Origin of the sequence: Cryobacterium sp. PAMC25264, from assembly GCF_019443325.1 — a bacterium.
Taxonomy (GTDB): domain Bacteria; phylum Actinomycetota; class Actinomycetes; order Actinomycetales; family Microbacteriaceae; genus Cryobacterium.
Map to the genome: position 1 here is coordinate 421,048 of NZ_CP080383.1, position 16,223 is coordinate 437,270.

The 16,223-nt window shown below is 66.2% G+C and carries 16 protein-coding genes; 13 read left to right on the forward strand and 3 right to left on the reverse strand.

Annotated elements, in window-relative coordinates:
* Positions 1–2: 2 nt before the first annotated feature.
* From atpB to KY500_RS01970, 10 genes are all read left to right on the forward strand, one after another.
* Positions 3–890 carry a F0F1 ATP synthase subunit A gene (gene atpB, locus KY500_RS01925; RefSeq protein WP_084020674.1) on the forward strand — a complete coding sequence of 296 codons (888 nt, stop codon included), beginning with the start codon at positions 3–5 and terminating at the stop codon, positions 888–890.
* 48 nt (positions 891–938) lie between these two features.
* A complete protein-coding gene (gene atpE, locus KY500_RS01930; RefSeq protein ID WP_066593671.1) occupies positions 939–1,172 on the forward strand; it encodes an ATP synthase F0 subunit C in 234 nt (77 codons plus the stop codon).
* Between the two features lie 31 nt (positions 1,173–1,203).
* Complete coding sequence (locus KY500_RS01935; RefSeq protein WP_219902121.1) at positions 1,204–1,773, forward strand: F0F1 ATP synthase subunit B; 570 nt, start codon at positions 1,204–1,206, stop codon at positions 1,771–1,773.
* 4 nt (positions 1,774–1,777) lie between these two features.
* A complete protein-coding gene (locus KY500_RS01940) occupies positions 1,778–2,575 on the forward strand; it encodes a F0F1 ATP synthase subunit delta (RefSeq protein WP_219902122.1) in 798 nt (265 codons plus the stop codon).
* An 88-nt stretch (positions 2,576–2,663) separates the two neighbouring features.
* Positions 2,664–4,301: a F0F1 ATP synthase subunit alpha gene (gene atpA, locus KY500_RS01945; protein ID WP_219902123.1), complete on the forward strand. Its 1,638-nt coding sequence runs from the start codon at positions 2,664–2,666 to the stop codon at positions 4,299–4,301.
* A gap of 85 nt (positions 4,302–4,386) precedes the next feature.
* Positions 4,387–5,289, forward strand: a complete 903-nt coding sequence (locus KY500_RS01950) for a F0F1 ATP synthase subunit gamma (RefSeq protein ID WP_066593684.1) — start codon at positions 4,387–4,389, stop codon at positions 5,287–5,289.
* An 18-nt stretch (positions 5,290–5,307) separates the two neighbouring features.
* Positions 5,308–6,771: a F0F1 ATP synthase subunit beta gene (gene atpD / locus KY500_RS01955; RefSeq protein WP_066593686.1), complete on the forward strand. Its 1,464-nt coding sequence runs from the start codon at positions 5,308–5,310 to the stop codon at positions 6,769–6,771.
* Between the two features lie 2 nt (positions 6,772–6,773).
* The gene (locus tag KY500_RS01960; protein WP_066593688.1) at positions 6,774–7,040 is read left to right on the forward strand and encodes a F0F1 ATP synthase subunit epsilon; all 267 of its coding nucleotides are present in this window, start codon (positions 6,774–6,776) and stop codon (positions 7,038–7,040) included.
* A gap of 20 nt (positions 7,041–7,060) precedes the next feature.
* Positions 7,061–7,816, forward strand: a complete 756-nt coding sequence (locus KY500_RS01965; protein WP_219902124.1) for a YaaA family protein — start codon at positions 7,061–7,063, stop codon at positions 7,814–7,816.
* 9 nt (positions 7,817–7,825) lie between these two features.
* A complete protein-coding gene (locus KY500_RS01970; protein WP_219902125.1) occupies positions 7,826–8,824 on the forward strand; it encodes a malate dehydrogenase in 999 nt (332 codons plus the stop codon).
* On the opposite strand, the gene KY500_RS01975 is transcribed toward KY500_RS01970, so the two are convergent.
* Together KY500_RS01975 and KY500_RS01980 are read right to left on the reverse strand one after the other, a co-directional pair.
* Entirely contained in the window at positions 8,821–9,423 is a 603-nt protein-coding gene (locus KY500_RS01975) for a DNA-3-methyladenine glycosylase I (protein WP_219902126.1), read from the reverse strand. The genes KY500_RS01970 and KY500_RS01975 overlap by 4 nt on opposite strands.
* Positions 9,420–9,929, reverse strand: coding sequence for a methylated-DNA--[protein]-cysteine S-methyltransferase (locus tag KY500_RS01980; RefSeq protein WP_219902127.1), 510 nt, complete (start codon positions 9,927–9,929; stop codon positions 9,420–9,422). The genes KY500_RS01975 and KY500_RS01980 overlap by 4 nt, the downstream gene beginning before the upstream one ends.
* A 133-nt stretch (positions 9,930–10,062) precedes the next feature.
* Between KY500_RS01980 and KY500_RS01985 the strand changes: the two genes are divergently transcribed.
* From KY500_RS01985 to KY500_RS01995, 3 genes are all read left to right on the forward strand, one after another.
* Positions 10,063–11,025: an aldo/keto reductase gene (locus tag KY500_RS01985; RefSeq protein WP_219902128.1), complete on the forward strand. Its 963-nt coding sequence runs from the start codon at positions 10,063–10,065 to the stop codon at positions 11,023–11,025.
* 83 nt (positions 11,026–11,108) lie between these two features.
* Entirely contained in the window at positions 11,109–12,842 is a 1,734-nt protein-coding gene (locus KY500_RS01990; RefSeq protein ID WP_219902129.1) for an ABC transporter ATP-binding protein, read from the forward strand.
* Positions 12,839–14,797 (forward strand): ABC transporter ATP-binding protein, encoded by a 1,959-nt coding sequence (locus KY500_RS01995; RefSeq protein ID WP_219902130.1) that lies wholly within the window; start codon positions 12,839–12,841, stop codon positions 14,795–14,797. Before KY500_RS01990 ends, KY500_RS01995 begins: the two co-directional genes overlap by 4 nt.
* Positions 14,798–14,883: 86 nt before the next feature.
* Here the strand turns inward: KY500_RS01995 and KY500_RS02000 are convergent, their stop codons facing one another.
* On the reverse strand, positions 14,884–16,185 hold the full coding sequence (locus tag KY500_RS02000) for an ISL3 family transposase (protein WP_219901511.1): 1,302 nt from the start codon (positions 16,183–16,185) through the stop codon (positions 14,884–14,886).
* Positions 16,186–16,223: the final 38 nt, after the last annotated feature.

The window sequence follows — 16,223 nt, forward strand, 5'->3', positions numbered from 1 at the left end:
CCATGCTGGCGCGAGGGCCGGCATCTATATTCGTCGTTGCGAGAGCAGAGCTCCACGCCCCGAACCAGGAGAAAGCGCTGCTAGAAACCGCCGTAAACCTGCTCGTTCCGTTCGCGTCCGACGACGGTGAATTCCACGGTCCGACGATCAACGAGTTCTTCCCGCCCGCGATCTTCTTCCCGGACACCCCGTTCGAGATGAACCGCATCATCCTCATCCGTTTCATCGCGGTTGCCGTGATGATGCTGCTCTTCTGGGCCGGCACCCGTCGTATGAAGATCGTCCCGACCCGCCTTCAGAGCCTGGTCGAAATGGGCCTGGACCTCGTACGCGTCAACATCGCGGAGGACCTGCTCGGCAAGAAGGACGGCAAGCGCTTCCTTCCGCTGATCACCACCATCTTCTTCATGGTTCTGTTCATGAACCTCACCGGTGTGATCCCGTTCCTGAACATCGCGGGAACCTCCGTCATCGGTGTCCCGCTGGTGCTCGCCCTGGTCGCCTACGCTGCGTTCCTCTACGCCGGCATCAAGAAGCACCCCGGCAAGTTCTTCCGCAACTCGCTCTTCCCGCCCGGCGTTCCCCCGGTGCTGTACATCATCGTCACGCCGATCGAGTTCGTCTCCACGTTCCTGATCCGCCCCGTCACGCTGACCCTGCGGCTCCTGATGAACATGGTCGTCGGCCACCTCCTGCTGGTGCTGTTCTTCGCGGCGACCCAGTTCTTCTTCTTCACCGCTGACGGCGGCTTCAAGCTGTTCGGTGTCGGTACCCTCGCGTTCGGCTTCGTGTTCACGCTGTTCGAACTCTTGGTGGCGACGCTCCAGGCGTACGTCTTCGCATTGCTCACCGCTGTCTACATCCAGCTCGCGCTGGCTGACGAGCACTAACCTCGCATTCGGCGCTCGCCGGATACGTCACTACGGAAGGAAACACACGTGGACGCAGTTACCGTTCTCGCGGAAATCAACGGCAACATTGCCACCGTCGGCTACGGCCTCGCGGCTATCGGCCCGGCAATCGGCGTTGGTATCGTCGTTGGCAAGACCATTGAGGGTGTCGCACGTCAGCCTGAGCTGGCCGGCCGTCTCCAGGTGCTGATGTACATCGGTATCGCATTCACCGAGGCGCTCGCGTTCATCGGTATCGCCACGTACTTCATCTTCGTTTAGTCCTCTTTTCTACAACTAGTTAGGAGGCACGATGCTTCACTCAGTGATTGCAGCCGCCGCAGAAGCGGAAGAGGCGGTCAACCCGCTCATTCCCGCGATCTACGACATCATTTGGTCGTCCTTCGTCTTCGTCGTCATTCTCTTCTTCTTCTGGAAGCTCGTTCTTCCGCGCATGCAGAAGCTCCTCGACGACCGCGCAGAGGCCATTGAAGGAAACATCGCGAAGGCCGACGAAGCCCAGCGCAAAGCGGAAGCTGCCCTCGAGCAGTACACCGCCCAGCTCGCTGCGGCCCGCGTCGAAGCCGGCCAGATCCGCGAGCAGGCTCGCACCGACGGTCAGCAGATCGTCGCCGAGCTTCGTGAGCAGGCGTCCAACGACGCCGCCCGGATCATGGCCACCGCCAAGACCCAGATCGAAGCAGAGCACCAGGCCGCCATCACCTCGCTTCGCAGCGAGGTCGGCACCCTGGCTCTCGACCTGGCCTCCGGTGTCATCGGTGAAAGCCTGACCGACGACGCGCGCGCCAGCGCCATCGTCGACAGGTTCCTCGCCGACATCGAGTCCTCCGAGAACACGGCCCCGTCGGCCGGAAAGCACTAGACACATGGGAAGCGCCACCAGAGAAGCCTTGGCCTCGTCGCGGACGGCCTTGGCCGCCCACGCCGACTCGGCCGATCTGGCGACGGGCGAAAGCCTGTTCGACGCCGGCCGCGTCATCGGTGACTCATCTCAGCTGCTAGCCGCCATCGGCGACGCCTCAGCCGATGAGACCGCCAAGGCCGCCCTGGTCAGGGCGGTCTTCGCTCCGACGCTGACGCCGGCAGCCCTCGAGCTGCTGCAGTTTGCTGCGGCGGCCCGCTGGTCGAGCCACCAGGACCTGCTTGCAGGGATCGAAGAACTCGGCCTGCGTGTGACCGCCGCGTCCGCTCCTGCGGACGTGTCGATCGATTCCGAGCTGTTCACCTTCGGCGCGGCGGTCTCCTCCGACGCCGAGCTCGAACTGGCGCTGACCAGCAAGCTCACGCCGGCTGCGGCCAAACTGAGCCTCGTCGACGCGCTGCTCTCCGGCAAGGCGAGCGCGCAGACCCTCGTCATCGTGCGTCACCTCGTGCAGCAGCCCCGCGGCCGCCGCATCGGTGAACTGCTCGGCGACGCCGCCGCGATCGTGGCTGACCAGGCCGACACCATCATCGCCACCGTCATCTCCGCGACGCCGTTGCACAGCACTCAGCTGGACCGACTCGCGAAGAGCCTGTCGGTTCGATACGGCCGCAACCTCACCATCAACCAGGTCATCGACGCATCCGTCGTCGGCGGCCTGAAAGTACAGATCGGCGATGACGTCATCGACGGCAGCATCGCCACCCGTCTCAAGGACTTGAGACTGCAGCTTGCTGGGTAACCTTAGGGTTTCCCAGAACACACAAACCTCGAGACGGTAACGTGTCGAAAAGACAAAGCCTGTACTGCTGTACAGAAAAGGGAAGATGATGGCAGAACTAACGATCAGCCCCGATGAGATCCGTGACGCTCTCCAGGACTTCGTCAAGTCCTACGAGCCGAACAAGACCGCAACGACCGAGGTCGGCTACGTCACCACCGCGGGCGATGGAATCGCCCACGTTGAGGGTCTCCCCGGCGTCATGGCCAACGAACTCATCGAGTTCGCCGACGGCACCCTGGGCCTCGCGCTGAACCTCGACGAAGACGAGATCGGTGTTGTCGTCCTCGGCGAGTTCGCCGGCATCGTCGAAGGCATGGAGGTGTACCGCACCGGCGAGGTCCTCTCCGTACCCGTCGGCGATGGCTACCTCGGCCGCGTCGTCGACCCGCTCGGCGCCCCGATCGACGGTCTCGGCGAGATCAAGACCGAAGGCCGCCGCGCCCTCGAGCTGCAGGCGCCCGGCGTCATGCACCGCAAGAGCGTGCACGAGCCGATGCAGACCGGCATCAAGGCCATCGACGCCATGATCCCGATCGGCCGTGGCCAGCGCCAGCTGATCATCGGTGACCGCCAGACCGGCAAGACCGCCATCGCGGTAGACACCATCATCAACCAGAAGGCCAACTGGGAGTCCGGCGACACCAACAAGCAGGTTCGCTGCATCTACGTCGCCATCGGCCAGAAGGGCTCCACCATCGCTTCGGTGAAGGGTGCGCTCGAGGATGCCGGAGCGATGGAGTACACGACCATCGTCGCCGCTCCCGCGTCCGACCCGGCCGGCTTCAAGTACCTCGCCCCGTATACCGGATCGGCCATCGGCCAGCACTGGATGTACGCCGGCAAGCACGTCCTCATCATCTTCGACGACCTGTCCAAGCAGGCCGAGGCCTACCGTGCCGTGTCGCTGCTGCTGCGCCGCCCGCCGGGACGCGAAGCGTACCCCGGCGACGTGTTCTACCTGCACTCCCGTCTGCTGGAGCGTTGCGCCAAGCTCTCCGACGAGCTCGGTGCCGGATCGATGACCGGCCTGCCGATCATCGAGACCAAGGCCAACGACGTTGCTGCGTACATCCCGACCAACGTGATCTCGATCACCGACGGCCAGATCTTCCTGCAGTCCGACCTCTTCAACGCCAACCAGCGCCCCGCTGTCGACGTGGGAATCTCGGTCTCCCGAGTCGGTGGTGACGCGCAGGTCAAGTCGATCAAGAAGGTCTCCGGTACCCTCAAGCTCGAACTTGCCCAGTACCGCTCGCTCGAGGCGTTCTCCATGTTCGCCTCCGACCTCGACCCGGCCAGCCGTCGCCAGCTTGCTCGCGGCGCGCGCCTGACCGAGCTGCTCAAGCAGCCGCAGTACTCGCCGTACCCCGTCGAAGACCAGGTCGTCTCGATCTGGGCCGGCACCAACGGCAAGCTCGACGAGGTTCCCCTCGAAGACATTCTGCGTTTCGAGCGCGAACTGCTCGACTACCTGGGCCGCAACACGGGCATCCTCACCACCCTGCGCGAGACCAACGTGCTCTCGGATGACACCGTCACCGAGCTCACCTTGGCCGTCGACACCTTCAAGCGCGAATTCCAGACCGGTGAGGGCAAGGCACTCGCCTCCGTCGGCCGCGAAGAGTTCGTCGCCACCAAGGCGGAAGACGTCAACCAGGAAAAGATCGTCAAGCACAAGCGCTAGCCGCTGTACGGTCCGCGCCTCCCCGGAGGCGCGGACCGCTGCTCGACACCCACCGACACGACAGACAAGTAAGCACAGGAGACACATGGGAGCGCAACTTCGGGTCTACCGGCAGAAGATCAAATCTGCCCAGACGACCAAGAAGATCACTCGGGCCATGGAGCTGATCTCCGCCTCGCGCATCCAGAAGGCGCAGGCGAGGGTTGCTGCGTCCACCCCGTATTCGCGTGCAATCACGCGCGCCGTTTCAGCCGTCGCCACCTACTCGAACATCGAGCACGTGCTGACGACCGAGCCGGAGACCATCAACCGCGCCGCGGTCGTCATCTTCGCCTCGGACCGCGGTCTGGCCGGAGCGTTCAGCTCCCAGGTACTCCGCGAGGCCGAGCAGCTCACCGAACTGCTGCGCAGCCAAGGCAAGGACGTCGTTTACTACCTCGTCGGCCGCAAGGCGCTCGCGTACTTCAGCTTCCGCCGTCGTGTCTCGGAGCGTTCCTGGACCGGCGCGACCGACCAGCCCGTGTTCGACACGGCACAGGAGATCGGCGAAGCCCTTCTCGAGGCGTTCCTGCGCGGAGCCGATGACGGTGGTGTGGATGAGATCCACATCGTCTACAACCGCTTCGTCAGCATGGTCACGCAGGTGCCCGAGGTTGTTCGCCTGCTGCCGCTCGAGGTCGTCGAAGGCGAAGAGGCCCCCGAGGCCGCGAACGTGCTGCCGCTCTACGAATTCGAGCCTGAGGCCGAGACCGTTCTCGACGCCCTGCTGCCGGTGTACATCGAAAGCCGCATCTTCAACGCCATGTTGCAGTCCGCCGCTTCCGAACACGCCAGCCGCCAGAAGGCGATGAAGTCGGCCAGCGACAACGCCGACAAGCTCATCAAGGACTTCACGCGGCTGTCGAACAACGCGCGTCAGACCGAGATCACGCAGCAGATTTCCGAGATCGTGGGTGGAGCCGACGCGCTCTCATCCGCCAAGAACTAACCCAGAGAAGAGAGAGCAATGACTGACACCGCAATCGCGCCAGTCCTCGCGGAGGACACAGCCGGCGCTGTGGGCCGGATCGCACGCGTTACGGGACCCGTCGTGGACATCGAGTTCCCGCACGACTCGATCCCTGGTATGTACAACGCGCTCAAGACGACCATCGTCATCGGCGACGAGTCGACCGAGATCACCCTCGAGGTCGCCCTGCACCTCGGCGACGACCTGGTGCGCGCCATCGCCCTGAACCCGACCGACGGACTCGTCCGCGGCCAGGAGGTCCGGGACACCGGCTCGCCCATCATGGTTCCGGTCGGAAACGTCACCAAGGGTCGCGTCTTCAACGTCATCGGCGAGGTGCTCAACGCCAAGCCGGGCGAGAAGATCGAGATCACCGAGCGCTGGCCCATCCACCGCAAGCCGCCGCCCTTTGACCAGCTGGAGTCCAAGACCCAGCTGTTCGAGACCGGCATCAAGGTCATCGACCTTCTCACGCCGTACGTCCTCGGTGGAAAGATCGGCCTCTTCGGTGGTGCCGGTGTCGGTAAGACCGTCCTGATCCAGGAAATGATTCAGCGCGTCGCGCAGGACCACGGTGGTGTGTCGGTGTTCGCCGGTGTCGGCGAGCGTACCCGTGAGGGCAACGACCTCATCGGCGAGATGGAAGAAGCCGGCGTCTTCGACAAGACCGCCCTCGTATTCGGCCAGATGGACGAGCCGCCGGGAACGCGACTGCGTGTCGCGCTCTCCGCGCTGACCATGGCGGAGTACTTCCGTGACGTTGCCAAGCAGGACGTGTTGCTCTTCATCGACAACATCTTCCGCTTCACCCAGGCCGGTTCTGAGGTGTCGACCCTGCTGGGCCGCATGCCGTCCGCCGTGGGCTACCAGCCGAACCTGGCCGACGAGATGGGCATCCTGCAGGAGCGCATCACCTCGACCCGTGGCCACTCGATCACCTCGCTGCAGGCCATCTACGTGCCTGCTGACGACTACACCGACCCGGCTCCGGCGACCACGTTCGCGCACCTCGACGCCACCACCGAGCTCTCCCGTGAGATCGCATCGAAGGGCCTCTACCCGGCCGTCGACCCGCTGACCTCGTCCAGCCGTATCCTCGATCCCCGCTACTTGGGCGCCGACCACTACAACACGGCCGTTCGCGTCAAGGCGATCCTGCAGAAGAACAAGGAGCTCCAGGAGATCATCGCGATCCTCGGTGTCGACGAGCTCTCTGAAGAAGACAAGGTGACCGTGGCCCGCGCCCGGCGCATCCAGCAGTTCCTGTCGCAGAACACCTACATGGCGAAGAAGTTCACGGGCGTCGAGGGTTCGACGGTGTCGCTCAAGGACACCATCGAGTCGTTCACGGCCATCGCCAACGGTGACTTCGACCACGTGTCGGAGCAGGCCTTCTTCAACGTCGGTGGCATCGGCGACGTCGAAGAGAAGTGGGCTCAGATCCAGAAGGAGAACGGCTAAGCATGGCTTCGGCTCCGCTTTCCGTGAGTGTCGTCTCGGCGGACCAGCAGGTCTGGTCCGGCGAGGCCACCATGGTCGTGGCACGCACCGTGGAAGGCGAGATCGGTATTCTCGCCGGCCACGAGCCGTTGCTGGCCATCCTGTCCAGCGGTGAGGTGCGCCTGACCCTGCTGGACGGCACCAAGGTCGTCGCCGAGGCGGCCGACGGGTTCCTCTCGGTTGAGAACGACACCATCACCATCGTGGCCCGCAAGGCCGCACTCGTTTAGGAACTGCCCGCTAGGACACTGTGTTTGTATTGCTACCGCCGTCGGAGACGAAACGCTCCGGCGGCGGTTTTGCGTCCCTGGACCTCGAGTCGCTGGCTTTTCCCGAACTGGCCGGGCGCCGTCGCACACTGGTCACCGCATTGACGAAACTGGCCGGCGACCCGGATGCCACGGTGCGCGCCCTCAAGCTCGGCCGCACCCAACTGGCCGAGGTGGAGCGCAACGCCACCGTCGTCTCCTCCCCGACGACCCCGGTCATCGACCGGTACACCGGAGTGCTGTACGACGCCCTTGCCGCCGACACCCTGTCTGCCGAGGCTCGCGCCTTCGCCGGCCGGCACCTGCTCGTGCACTCAGCCCTGCTCGGACCCGTTGCCGGCCTCGACCTGGTTCCCGCCTACCGCCTCTCGCACGACTCCAGGCTGCCCGCGCTGCCGCTGAAGAAGCACTGGGCCGCCGACGTGTCCGCCGTGCTCGAGGCGACGGAGGGGCTGCTGCTCGACCTGCGCTCAGAGGGCTACGTCGGCCTGGGGTCCGCGGCCGCCCATCCGCAGCGACACTTCCTGCGCGTGGTCACCGCGTCCGCCGATGGGCGTACCCGGGCGCTCAACCACTTCAACAAGAAGGCGAAGGGCGAGTTCACCCGCGCCCTGCTCGAGAACGGCCGGGACTTCCAGACTGTCGACGAGCTCCTCGACTGGGCCCCGACCGCCGGCCTCACCCTCCGGCCCGGCGCCGCCGCAGAACTCGAACTGGTCGTGAAGTCGCACGCCTAGGATGAAGACGTGCAGAGACAACGAGTAAACGTCACCGTCACCGGCGCCGGAGGCAACATCGGCTACGCTTTGATGTTCCGCATCGCCTCCGGTCAGCTGCTCGGGCCCGATGTTCCCGTGGCCCTGCGGCTGCTGGAAATACCCACGGGCATCCGGGCCGCAGAGGGCAGCGCCTTCGAACTCCAGGACAGCGCGTTCCCGCTGCTTGGCGATGTGCTTGTGACGGATGACCCGGTGCAGGCGTTCGACGGAACCAACGTCGCGATCCTGGTCGGGTCCAGGCCCCGCGGTCCCGGCCAGCAGCGCGCCGACCTGCTCGAGGGCAACGCCCGTATCTTCGGCCCGCAGGGCGCCGCCATCAACGCCGGCGCCGCCGACGACATCCGGGTGGTCGTGGTCGGCAACCCCGCCAACACCAACGCCCTCGTCGCGTCCAGCCACGCACCGGACGTGCCCGCCGACCGCTTCACCGCTCTCACCCGTCTGGACCACAACCGGGCCGTGGCCCAGCTGGCCGCCAAGCTCTCTGTGCAGGTGACCGACGTACACGGCGTGATCGTCTGGGGCAACCACTCCGCCCTGCAATACCCCGACGTGTCCCACGCCACCGTCAAGGGTCGGCCCGTGCGGGACCTCGTCGGCGAGGACTGGCTCGCGAACGAGTTCATCCCGAGGGTGGCCAACCGCGGCGCTGAGATCATCGCTGTGCGCGGCGCGTCCTCGATGGGCTCGGCCGCCAGTGCGACTGTCGACCACGTGCACGACTGGGTGAACGGGACCGGCGGCGACTGGACCAGCGCGGGGGTGTTCTCGGACGGCTCGTACGGGGTTCCCACGGGGCTGGTGTCGTCGTACCCGGTGCGCTCGCTCGGTGGCCGTTGGGCCATCGAGCCGGGGCTGTCGATCGACGCGTTCTCCCGGGCGCGCATCGACGCGTCCATCGCCGACCTGGTGGCCGAGCGCGACGCCGTCAGCGCGCTGGGGTTGTTGGGCCCAGGGCGAGCCTAGGCGGGAAGCGACTCGCCCGGCGACGGCGCGAGGTGGCAGCCGACGACATGGTCGTTCACCAGCCCGCTGGACTGCATGAGGGCATACACGGTGGTGGGCCCGACGAACCGGTAGCCGCGGGAGCGCAGTTCCTTGCTGAGCGCCTCGGACTCCGGGGTGATCGCCGGGACGTCGGCCAGGCCGGTGAGCGGCTCCGCGCGGGTAGCGGGGGCGAAACCCCAGATCAGATCCGTGAGGCTGCCGTCGAGGGCTAGCGTGGCCCTGGCGTTGCCGATGGTGGCGGTGATCTTGCCCCGGTGCCGGATGATCGCCGCGTCGGCCAGCAGACGCTCCACGTCGTCGTCGGTGAAGGCGGCCACCGTCGGGGCGTCGAAGCCGGCGAACGCCGCACGGAAGGCCGGCCGCCGCCTGAGGATGGTGATCCAGGACAAACCCGCCTGGAACCCCTCCAGGCAGAGCTTCTCGAACAGGGCTCGGTCGTCCCGCAGCGGGCGTCCCCACTCCTGGTCGTGATAGCGCCGGTATTCGGCATCGTTCCCGACCCATCCGCATCGGCCCACGCCGTCATCGCCGATCAGGACGGAAGGGCGTTCGGTCATCCGACGTACTCGATGCTCTCGTGCCGCAGCAGCCACTGCTTGGTAGGGATTCCCTCGCCGGCGCTGAAGCCGGTGATGCGTCCGTTGGAGGCGAGCACGCGGTGGCAGCCGACCAGGATCGGCGCCGGATTGGCACCGACGGCGCCGCCGATGGCGCGGCCGGCTCCGCTCTTGCCGATCGACCGGCCCAGCTCGCCATAGGACAGGTGCGCGCCGAACGGGATCGCGGCCAACCCTGCCCAGACGCTCCGCTGGAACTCGGTGCCGCGGGAGAGCCGCACGGGCACGTCGAAGTCGGTCCGCTCGCCCGCGAAGTACTCGGTGAGCTGTGTGGCCGCCTGCCGCAGCAATGGGTTGGGGGACTCGGGGAGGCCCTCGAAGGGCAGGTGGCCGTTCCTGATGATGGCCAACGACCAGACCTCGCGGTCGTCGCCGGTGAGCTCGAGGTCGCCGAGCGGACTCGAGAGGCGAATCAGGTTCGGGGGAAGGAGGCTTGGGCTGCTCATACTGCGACTGTAGTCGGCGGGCCCGGGCGGAACCGGCGGATTTCGGACACTGGAATATCCGGCCGCACGGCGGCCTGTGGAGGAGGGGCGGAAGGCCCCTCATTCTGGCGCTGGAGAGGAATAGTCTGGTGCAATGGCTCAGATCGACTATCGCACCCTCGGCAACTCCGGACTCGTCGTTTCGACGATCGGACTCGGCTGCAACAACTTCGGGAGGACCGGCACCACCACCGAGACCCAGGCGGGCACCTCCCTGGTCATCGACGCTGCCATCGACACCGGGGTCACCCTCTTCGACACCGCCGACATCTACGGCGCCGAGCGAGGCCTCAGCGAGACCCTGATGGGGCACGCGCTACGCGGCAAACGCGATCAGATCGTGCTGGCCACCAAGTTCGGCATGGACATGAGCGGTGCGAACGGGCCGGACTGGGACGCCCGCGGTTCCCGCCGCTACATCCGCCTGGCCGTCGAGGCGTCGCTGACCCGGCTGCAGACCGACTGGATCGACCTGTACCAGCTGCATCGGCCCGACCCCAACACTCCCATCGAGGAGACCCTGTCGGTGCTCGACGACCTCATCCGCGAGGGCAAGATCCGCTACATCGGCCACTCCAACCTGGCCGGCTGGCAGATCGCCGAGGCCGAGTTCACCGCGCGCATCGGCGGGCATCCGGCGTTCATCTCGGCGCAGAACGAGTACAGCCTGCTGGTGCGCGAAGCCGAGGAGGAGGTGCTGCCCGCCGTGAACGCCTACGGCCTGGGCTTCCTGCCGTTCTTCCCGCTCTACAACGGGCTGTTCACCGGCAAGTTCAACCGCGACGGCGGGCCGGCCGACAGCAGGATTATGATGGTGCGCCGGCACCTACTCGACGACGCCCCCTGGGACACCATCGAGCGGTACCAGCAGTTCTGCGACGACCGCGGCGTCACCATGCTCGGCGCGACGCTGGCCTGGCTACTCGCGCAGCCCGGCCTCACGAGCGTGATCGCCGGGGCCACCAAACCCGACCAGATCGTGCAGAATGCCGAGGCCGCAACCAGCTGGCGACCCACCGACGAGGACGTCGCCTACATCTCGGCCCTCTTCGCCTGACCCGTCCACACCGGCTTCACCGCACCGATCAACCCACACGTCGCTCCACTCACACCACGCTCCACCCACACCAAGGACACCGGATGCTCTGGAAATTGCTCGTACGCTACCTGCGGCCGCATTGGCGGCTGCTGGTCGCGGTCGTCGTGTTCCAACTCGCCCAGTCGATAGCGTCGCTCTACCTGCCCTCGCTGAACGCCGACATCATCGACGAGGGCGTCGCGACGGGCGACACCGGGTACATCATGCGCGTCGGCGGGGTGATGCTGCTGATCACCCTCGGCCAGATCATCTGCGCCATCATCGCCGTGTACTTCGGCGCCAAGGCGGCCATGGCCCTCGGCCGTGACCTGCGCGGCGCGGTGTTCACCCGGGTGGGTGAGTTCTCCGAGCAGGAGGTCAGCCGGTTCGGCGCCCCGTCGCTGATCACCCGCTCCACCAACGACGTGCAGCAGGTGCAGATGCTGGTGCTCACCACCTGCACGCTGCTGGTCTCCGCTCCCATCCTGTGCGTCGGCGGCATCATCATGGCCATGCGCCAGGACCTCGAACTGTCCTGGCTGATCGCCGTCAGCGTGCCCGTGCTGCTTGTCGCCGTCGGTCTCATCATCGTGCGCATGGTGCCGTTGTTCCGGGTGATGCAGGTGCGCATCGACACCGTCAACCGGGTGCTGCGCGAACAGCTCACCGGCATCCGTGTGGTGCGCGCATTCGTGCGCGAAGACGTGGAGACCCGCCGGTTCGGCCAGGCCAACACCGATGTCACCACCACGGCGCTGCAGGCAGGCCGGCTGATGGCGCTGATGTTCCCCGTCGTGATGCTGGTGCTGAACGTCTCCAGCGTGGCCGTGATCTGGTTCGGCGCGTTCCGCATCGACGACGGTTCGATGCAGGTGGGCACCCTGATCGCGTTCCTCAGCTACCTCATGCAGATCCTGATGGCCGTGATGATGGCCACCTTCATGGCCGTGATGATCCCGCGCGCCACGGTCTCGGCCGACCGCATCGGCGAGGTCCTCGAGACCCCGTCCAGCGTGCGCCCACCGGTAAGCCCGGTGAACGAGACGATCGGGCGCGGCGAACTCGAGCTGCGCGGGGTGGGCTTCGCCTACCCGGGCGCCCAACAGCCCGTGCTCAGCGACATCAGCTTCGTGGCCCGGCCCGGCTATACCACCGCGATCATCGGCAGCACCGGCTCGGGCAAGACCACCCTGGTGAACCTGATGCCGCGCCTGTTCGACGCCACCAGCGGCACCGTGCTGTTCGACGGCGTCGACGTGCGTGAGCTCAACCCCGACCTGCTCTGGGGCCACATCGGCCTGGTGCCGCAGAAGCCGTACCTGTTCTCCGGCACCGTGCGCAGCAACCTGCTCTACGGCAAGCCTGATGCGTCGGAAGCGGAGATCTGGCAGGCGCTGGAGACCGCGCAGGCGCGGGACTTCGTCGAGAGGCTCGACGGCGGCCTGGACGCCCCGATCTCCCAGGGCGGCACCAACGTCTCCGGCGGGCAGCGGCAACGCCTCGCCATCGCCCGGGCGCTCGTGAAACGGCCGGAGCTCTACATCTTCGATGACTCCTTCTCGGCCCTCGACCTCGCCACCGACTCCCGGCTGCGCGCAGCTCTGGCCGAGGACGTCTCCGACGCCACCATGATCATCGTCGCCCAGCGGGTGTCGACGATCCTCGACGCCGACCAGATCCTCGTCGTCGAAGACGGCCGGATCGTCGCCAGCGGCACCCACGAGGAGCTCCTGGAGACCTCGACCACCTATCAGGAAATTGCGGCATCCCAGCTGGCAGCGGAGGCCACCTCATGAGCGACAGCACCGACGACGACGTTAAGGTTCCCGCCAGGCCCCCGCGCGGCGGAGGACCCTTCGGCGGTATGAACATGCCCGCCGAGAAGGCCATGAACTTCGGTCCAAGCGCCAAACGCCTGATCGGCAAGCTCCACCCGGAACGGCTCTGGCTGGTTCTCGTGCTGGTGCTCGCCGTGGTCAGCGTCACCTTCTCGGTGATCGGTCCGCGCCTTCTCGGCGAGGGCACCAACCTGATCTTCTCCGGCATCGTGTCCAAGACCCTCCCGGCCGGCATGACGCAGGCCGAGATCATCGCCGGGCTGAACGCATCCGGTGACACGGCCAAGGCCGACATGCTCAGCGCCATGACGCTCACGCCGGGGCTCGGCATCGACTTCGCCGCGCTGTCCAGTGTGCTGTTCTGGGTTCTCGCGCTGTACATCCTCGCCTCCGTGTTCAGCTGGTTGCAGGCCCTGGTGCTCAACGCCGTCGTGCAGCGCACCGTCTACCGGCTGCGCGAGGAGATCGAGGCGAAGATCAACCGCCTGCCGCTGGGCTACTTCGACACTGTCAAGCGCGGCGAGCTGCTCAGCCGGGTGACCAACGACGTCGACAACATCTCGCAGAGCCTGCAGCAGTCGCTCAGCCAGGTCGTCACGTCGTTGCTCACCGTGGTGGGTGTGATCGTGATGATGCTGCTGCTCTCGCCGCTGCTCGCGGTGATCGCGCTCGTGACCGTGCCCCTCACCCTGGTGACCACGGTGCTCATCGCCAAGCGCTCGCAGAAGCTCTTCGTGGCGCAGTGGACCCACACCGGGGAGCTGAACGGCCAGATCGAGGAGACCTTCTCCGGTCACGCCCTGGTGAAGGTCTTCGGCCGCCAGAAGGAGGTGGAGCAGCGCTTCACCGCCAAGAACGCCGAACTCTACGAGGCCAGCTTCGGTGCCCAGTTCGTCAGCGGCATGATCATGCCCGCGATGACCTTCATCGGCAACCTGGTCTACGTCGGCATCGCCGTCGTCGGCGGTCTGCAGGTGGCCTCCGGTGCCATGCAGCTCGGTGACGTGCAGGCGTTCATCCAGTACTCCCGGCAGTTCACCCAGCCGCTCGCGCAGCTGGGCTCCATGGCCAACCTGCTGCAGTCCGGTGTGGCCAGCGCCGAGCGCGTGTTCGAGCTGCTGGATGCCGACGAGCAGACGCCCGACGAAGAGCCCGCAGAGACCCCGGTTCAGACGCACGGGCGCCTGGTGTTCGAGAACGTGTCGTTCAGCTACAGCCCGGACAAGCCGCTCATCGAAAATCTCAACCTGGTGGCCGAACCCGGCCAGACCGTGGCGATCGTGGGCCCAACAGGGGCTGGCAAGACCACCCTGGTGAACCTGATGATGCGCTTCTACGAGATCGGCGGCGGCCGGATCACCCTGGACGGCGTGGACATCTCGAAGATGACCCGCAACGACCTGCGCAGCCGGATGGGCATGGTGCTGCAGGACACCTGGCTGTTCGGCGGCAGCATCCGCGACAATATCGCCTACGGTCGGCCGGACGCCACCGAGGAGCAGATCCTCGAGGCGGCGAAGGCCACCTACGTGGACCGGTTCGTGCACTCGTTGCCCGAGGGCTACGACACCGTGCTCGACGACGAGGGCGGCAACGTCAGCGCGGGGGAGAAGCAGCTGCTCACCATCGCCCGGGCGTTCCTGGCCCGGCCGAGCGTGTTGATCCTCGACGAGGCCACCAGCTCGGTCGACACCCGCACCGAGGTTCTCGTGCAGCACGCGATGAGCGCCCTGCGGGCCGACCGCACGAGCTTCGTGATCGCGCACCGCCTGTCGACGATCCGGGACGCCGACCTGATCCTGGTGATGGAGGCCGGCCGCATCGTGGAGCAGGGCAACCACGAGCAGCTGCTGGCGGCCGACGGCGCTTACCGGGCCCTCTACGACTCCCAATTCGCGGCCGCGATCGAGTAGCCCCCTCCCGGGAGAACCTCCTCCGCGAACTGTGAGAAAAGCCCCAAAAACGTCAAGTTTTTGGGCTCTCCTGACTCTTCCGTGGGTCATTTCCGGCCCGGGAGGGCTGGTCGGTGGCCGCCGAGGCTGAGCATGGCGAGGCTGATGAGGGCGTCAGGTGAGGCGAAGCCGAACGCGATTCTGGTGAGGAGTCTGATTTTGGTGTTCATGGATTCGATGCGGCCGTTGGAGAGGTTGTGTTCTATCGAGGCGAGGATCGCGACGCGGTGCTTCACGATGCTTCGTTGCAGCTTCACGAACGCGGGGATGCGGCAGCGGCGAGCCCAGGCGACCCATTTGTCGAGGGCTTCCTTGGCCTGGTCGAGCGGGAGTTTGAAGATGACTCTGAGGCCTTCTTTGAGGTAGTAGGCGCGGGCCAGTCGGGGGTCGGTTTGGACGATCCAGGCCAGCTTGGTTTGTTGTTTCTCGGTGAGGTTCTCGGGGTTTTTCCAGAGCGCATAACGGCTGTTTCTGATGCCGGCCGCGCGAGCGCTGTCGGGGCGTTCGGGGGCTCCGTTCCGGGGTCGGCCGCGGCCCCGCGCGGCGTCATTGATGCGGGCGGCTTTGCGGGCGTCGTTCCAGGCTGCGCGGCGGACTTCGTCGAGGGCTTCGGTGGCCCATTTGACGACGTGGAACGGGTCCGCGCAGCGCACCGCGTTCGGGCAGCGGGCCGCGACAACGTTGGCGATCCAAGCCGCACCGTCCGCGGAAACATGCGTGATCTGTGCGGAACGCTCGGGGCCGAGGGCGTCGAAGAACGTGCCGAGGGTGGCTTTGTCTTGGCCCGGTGCAGCCCAGACGAGACGGCCGGTGTCGTGGTCCACGACGATGGTGAGGAACTTGTGGCCACGCTTGTAGGAGATCTCATCGATCCCGATGCGGGTGAGGCCATCGAACGGGTCGTGCAGGGTCGCGGCGTCGTCCCAGACCCGGGTGACGATCGCGCCGACGGTGCGCCAAGCGATGCGCATCAACGCGGTAACCGCGGTCTTGGAAGACTGCGTAGCCAGCCACGCGACGTGGTCGTCGAAGAGGTAGGTATGTCCGGCCTGGTGCCGAGCCCACGGCACCGACGCGACCGTGACGCCATGCTCACGGCACGCCACCCGGCGGGCGTCTGCCTCGAGAACGACCTGGATGATGCCAGCATCCAGGCTCCGCCAGCGTCGTCGACCCTCACCACGGTCGTAGCCTGGGCTGCGCCGGTGGCACAGCCCACACCGGTTCCGGGCCGCTTTCATCGGCCGGACCGCGACGACCAAAACGCCCGCATCGTCGTCGTAATCGACGTCGTCAACGATGGTCTTTTCGACACCGAGCAGAGTCCGCCATATCCTTGCAGTACGCACGCCGTTTTCCGTTCTTCAGTTTCCAACCTTTGACAGTC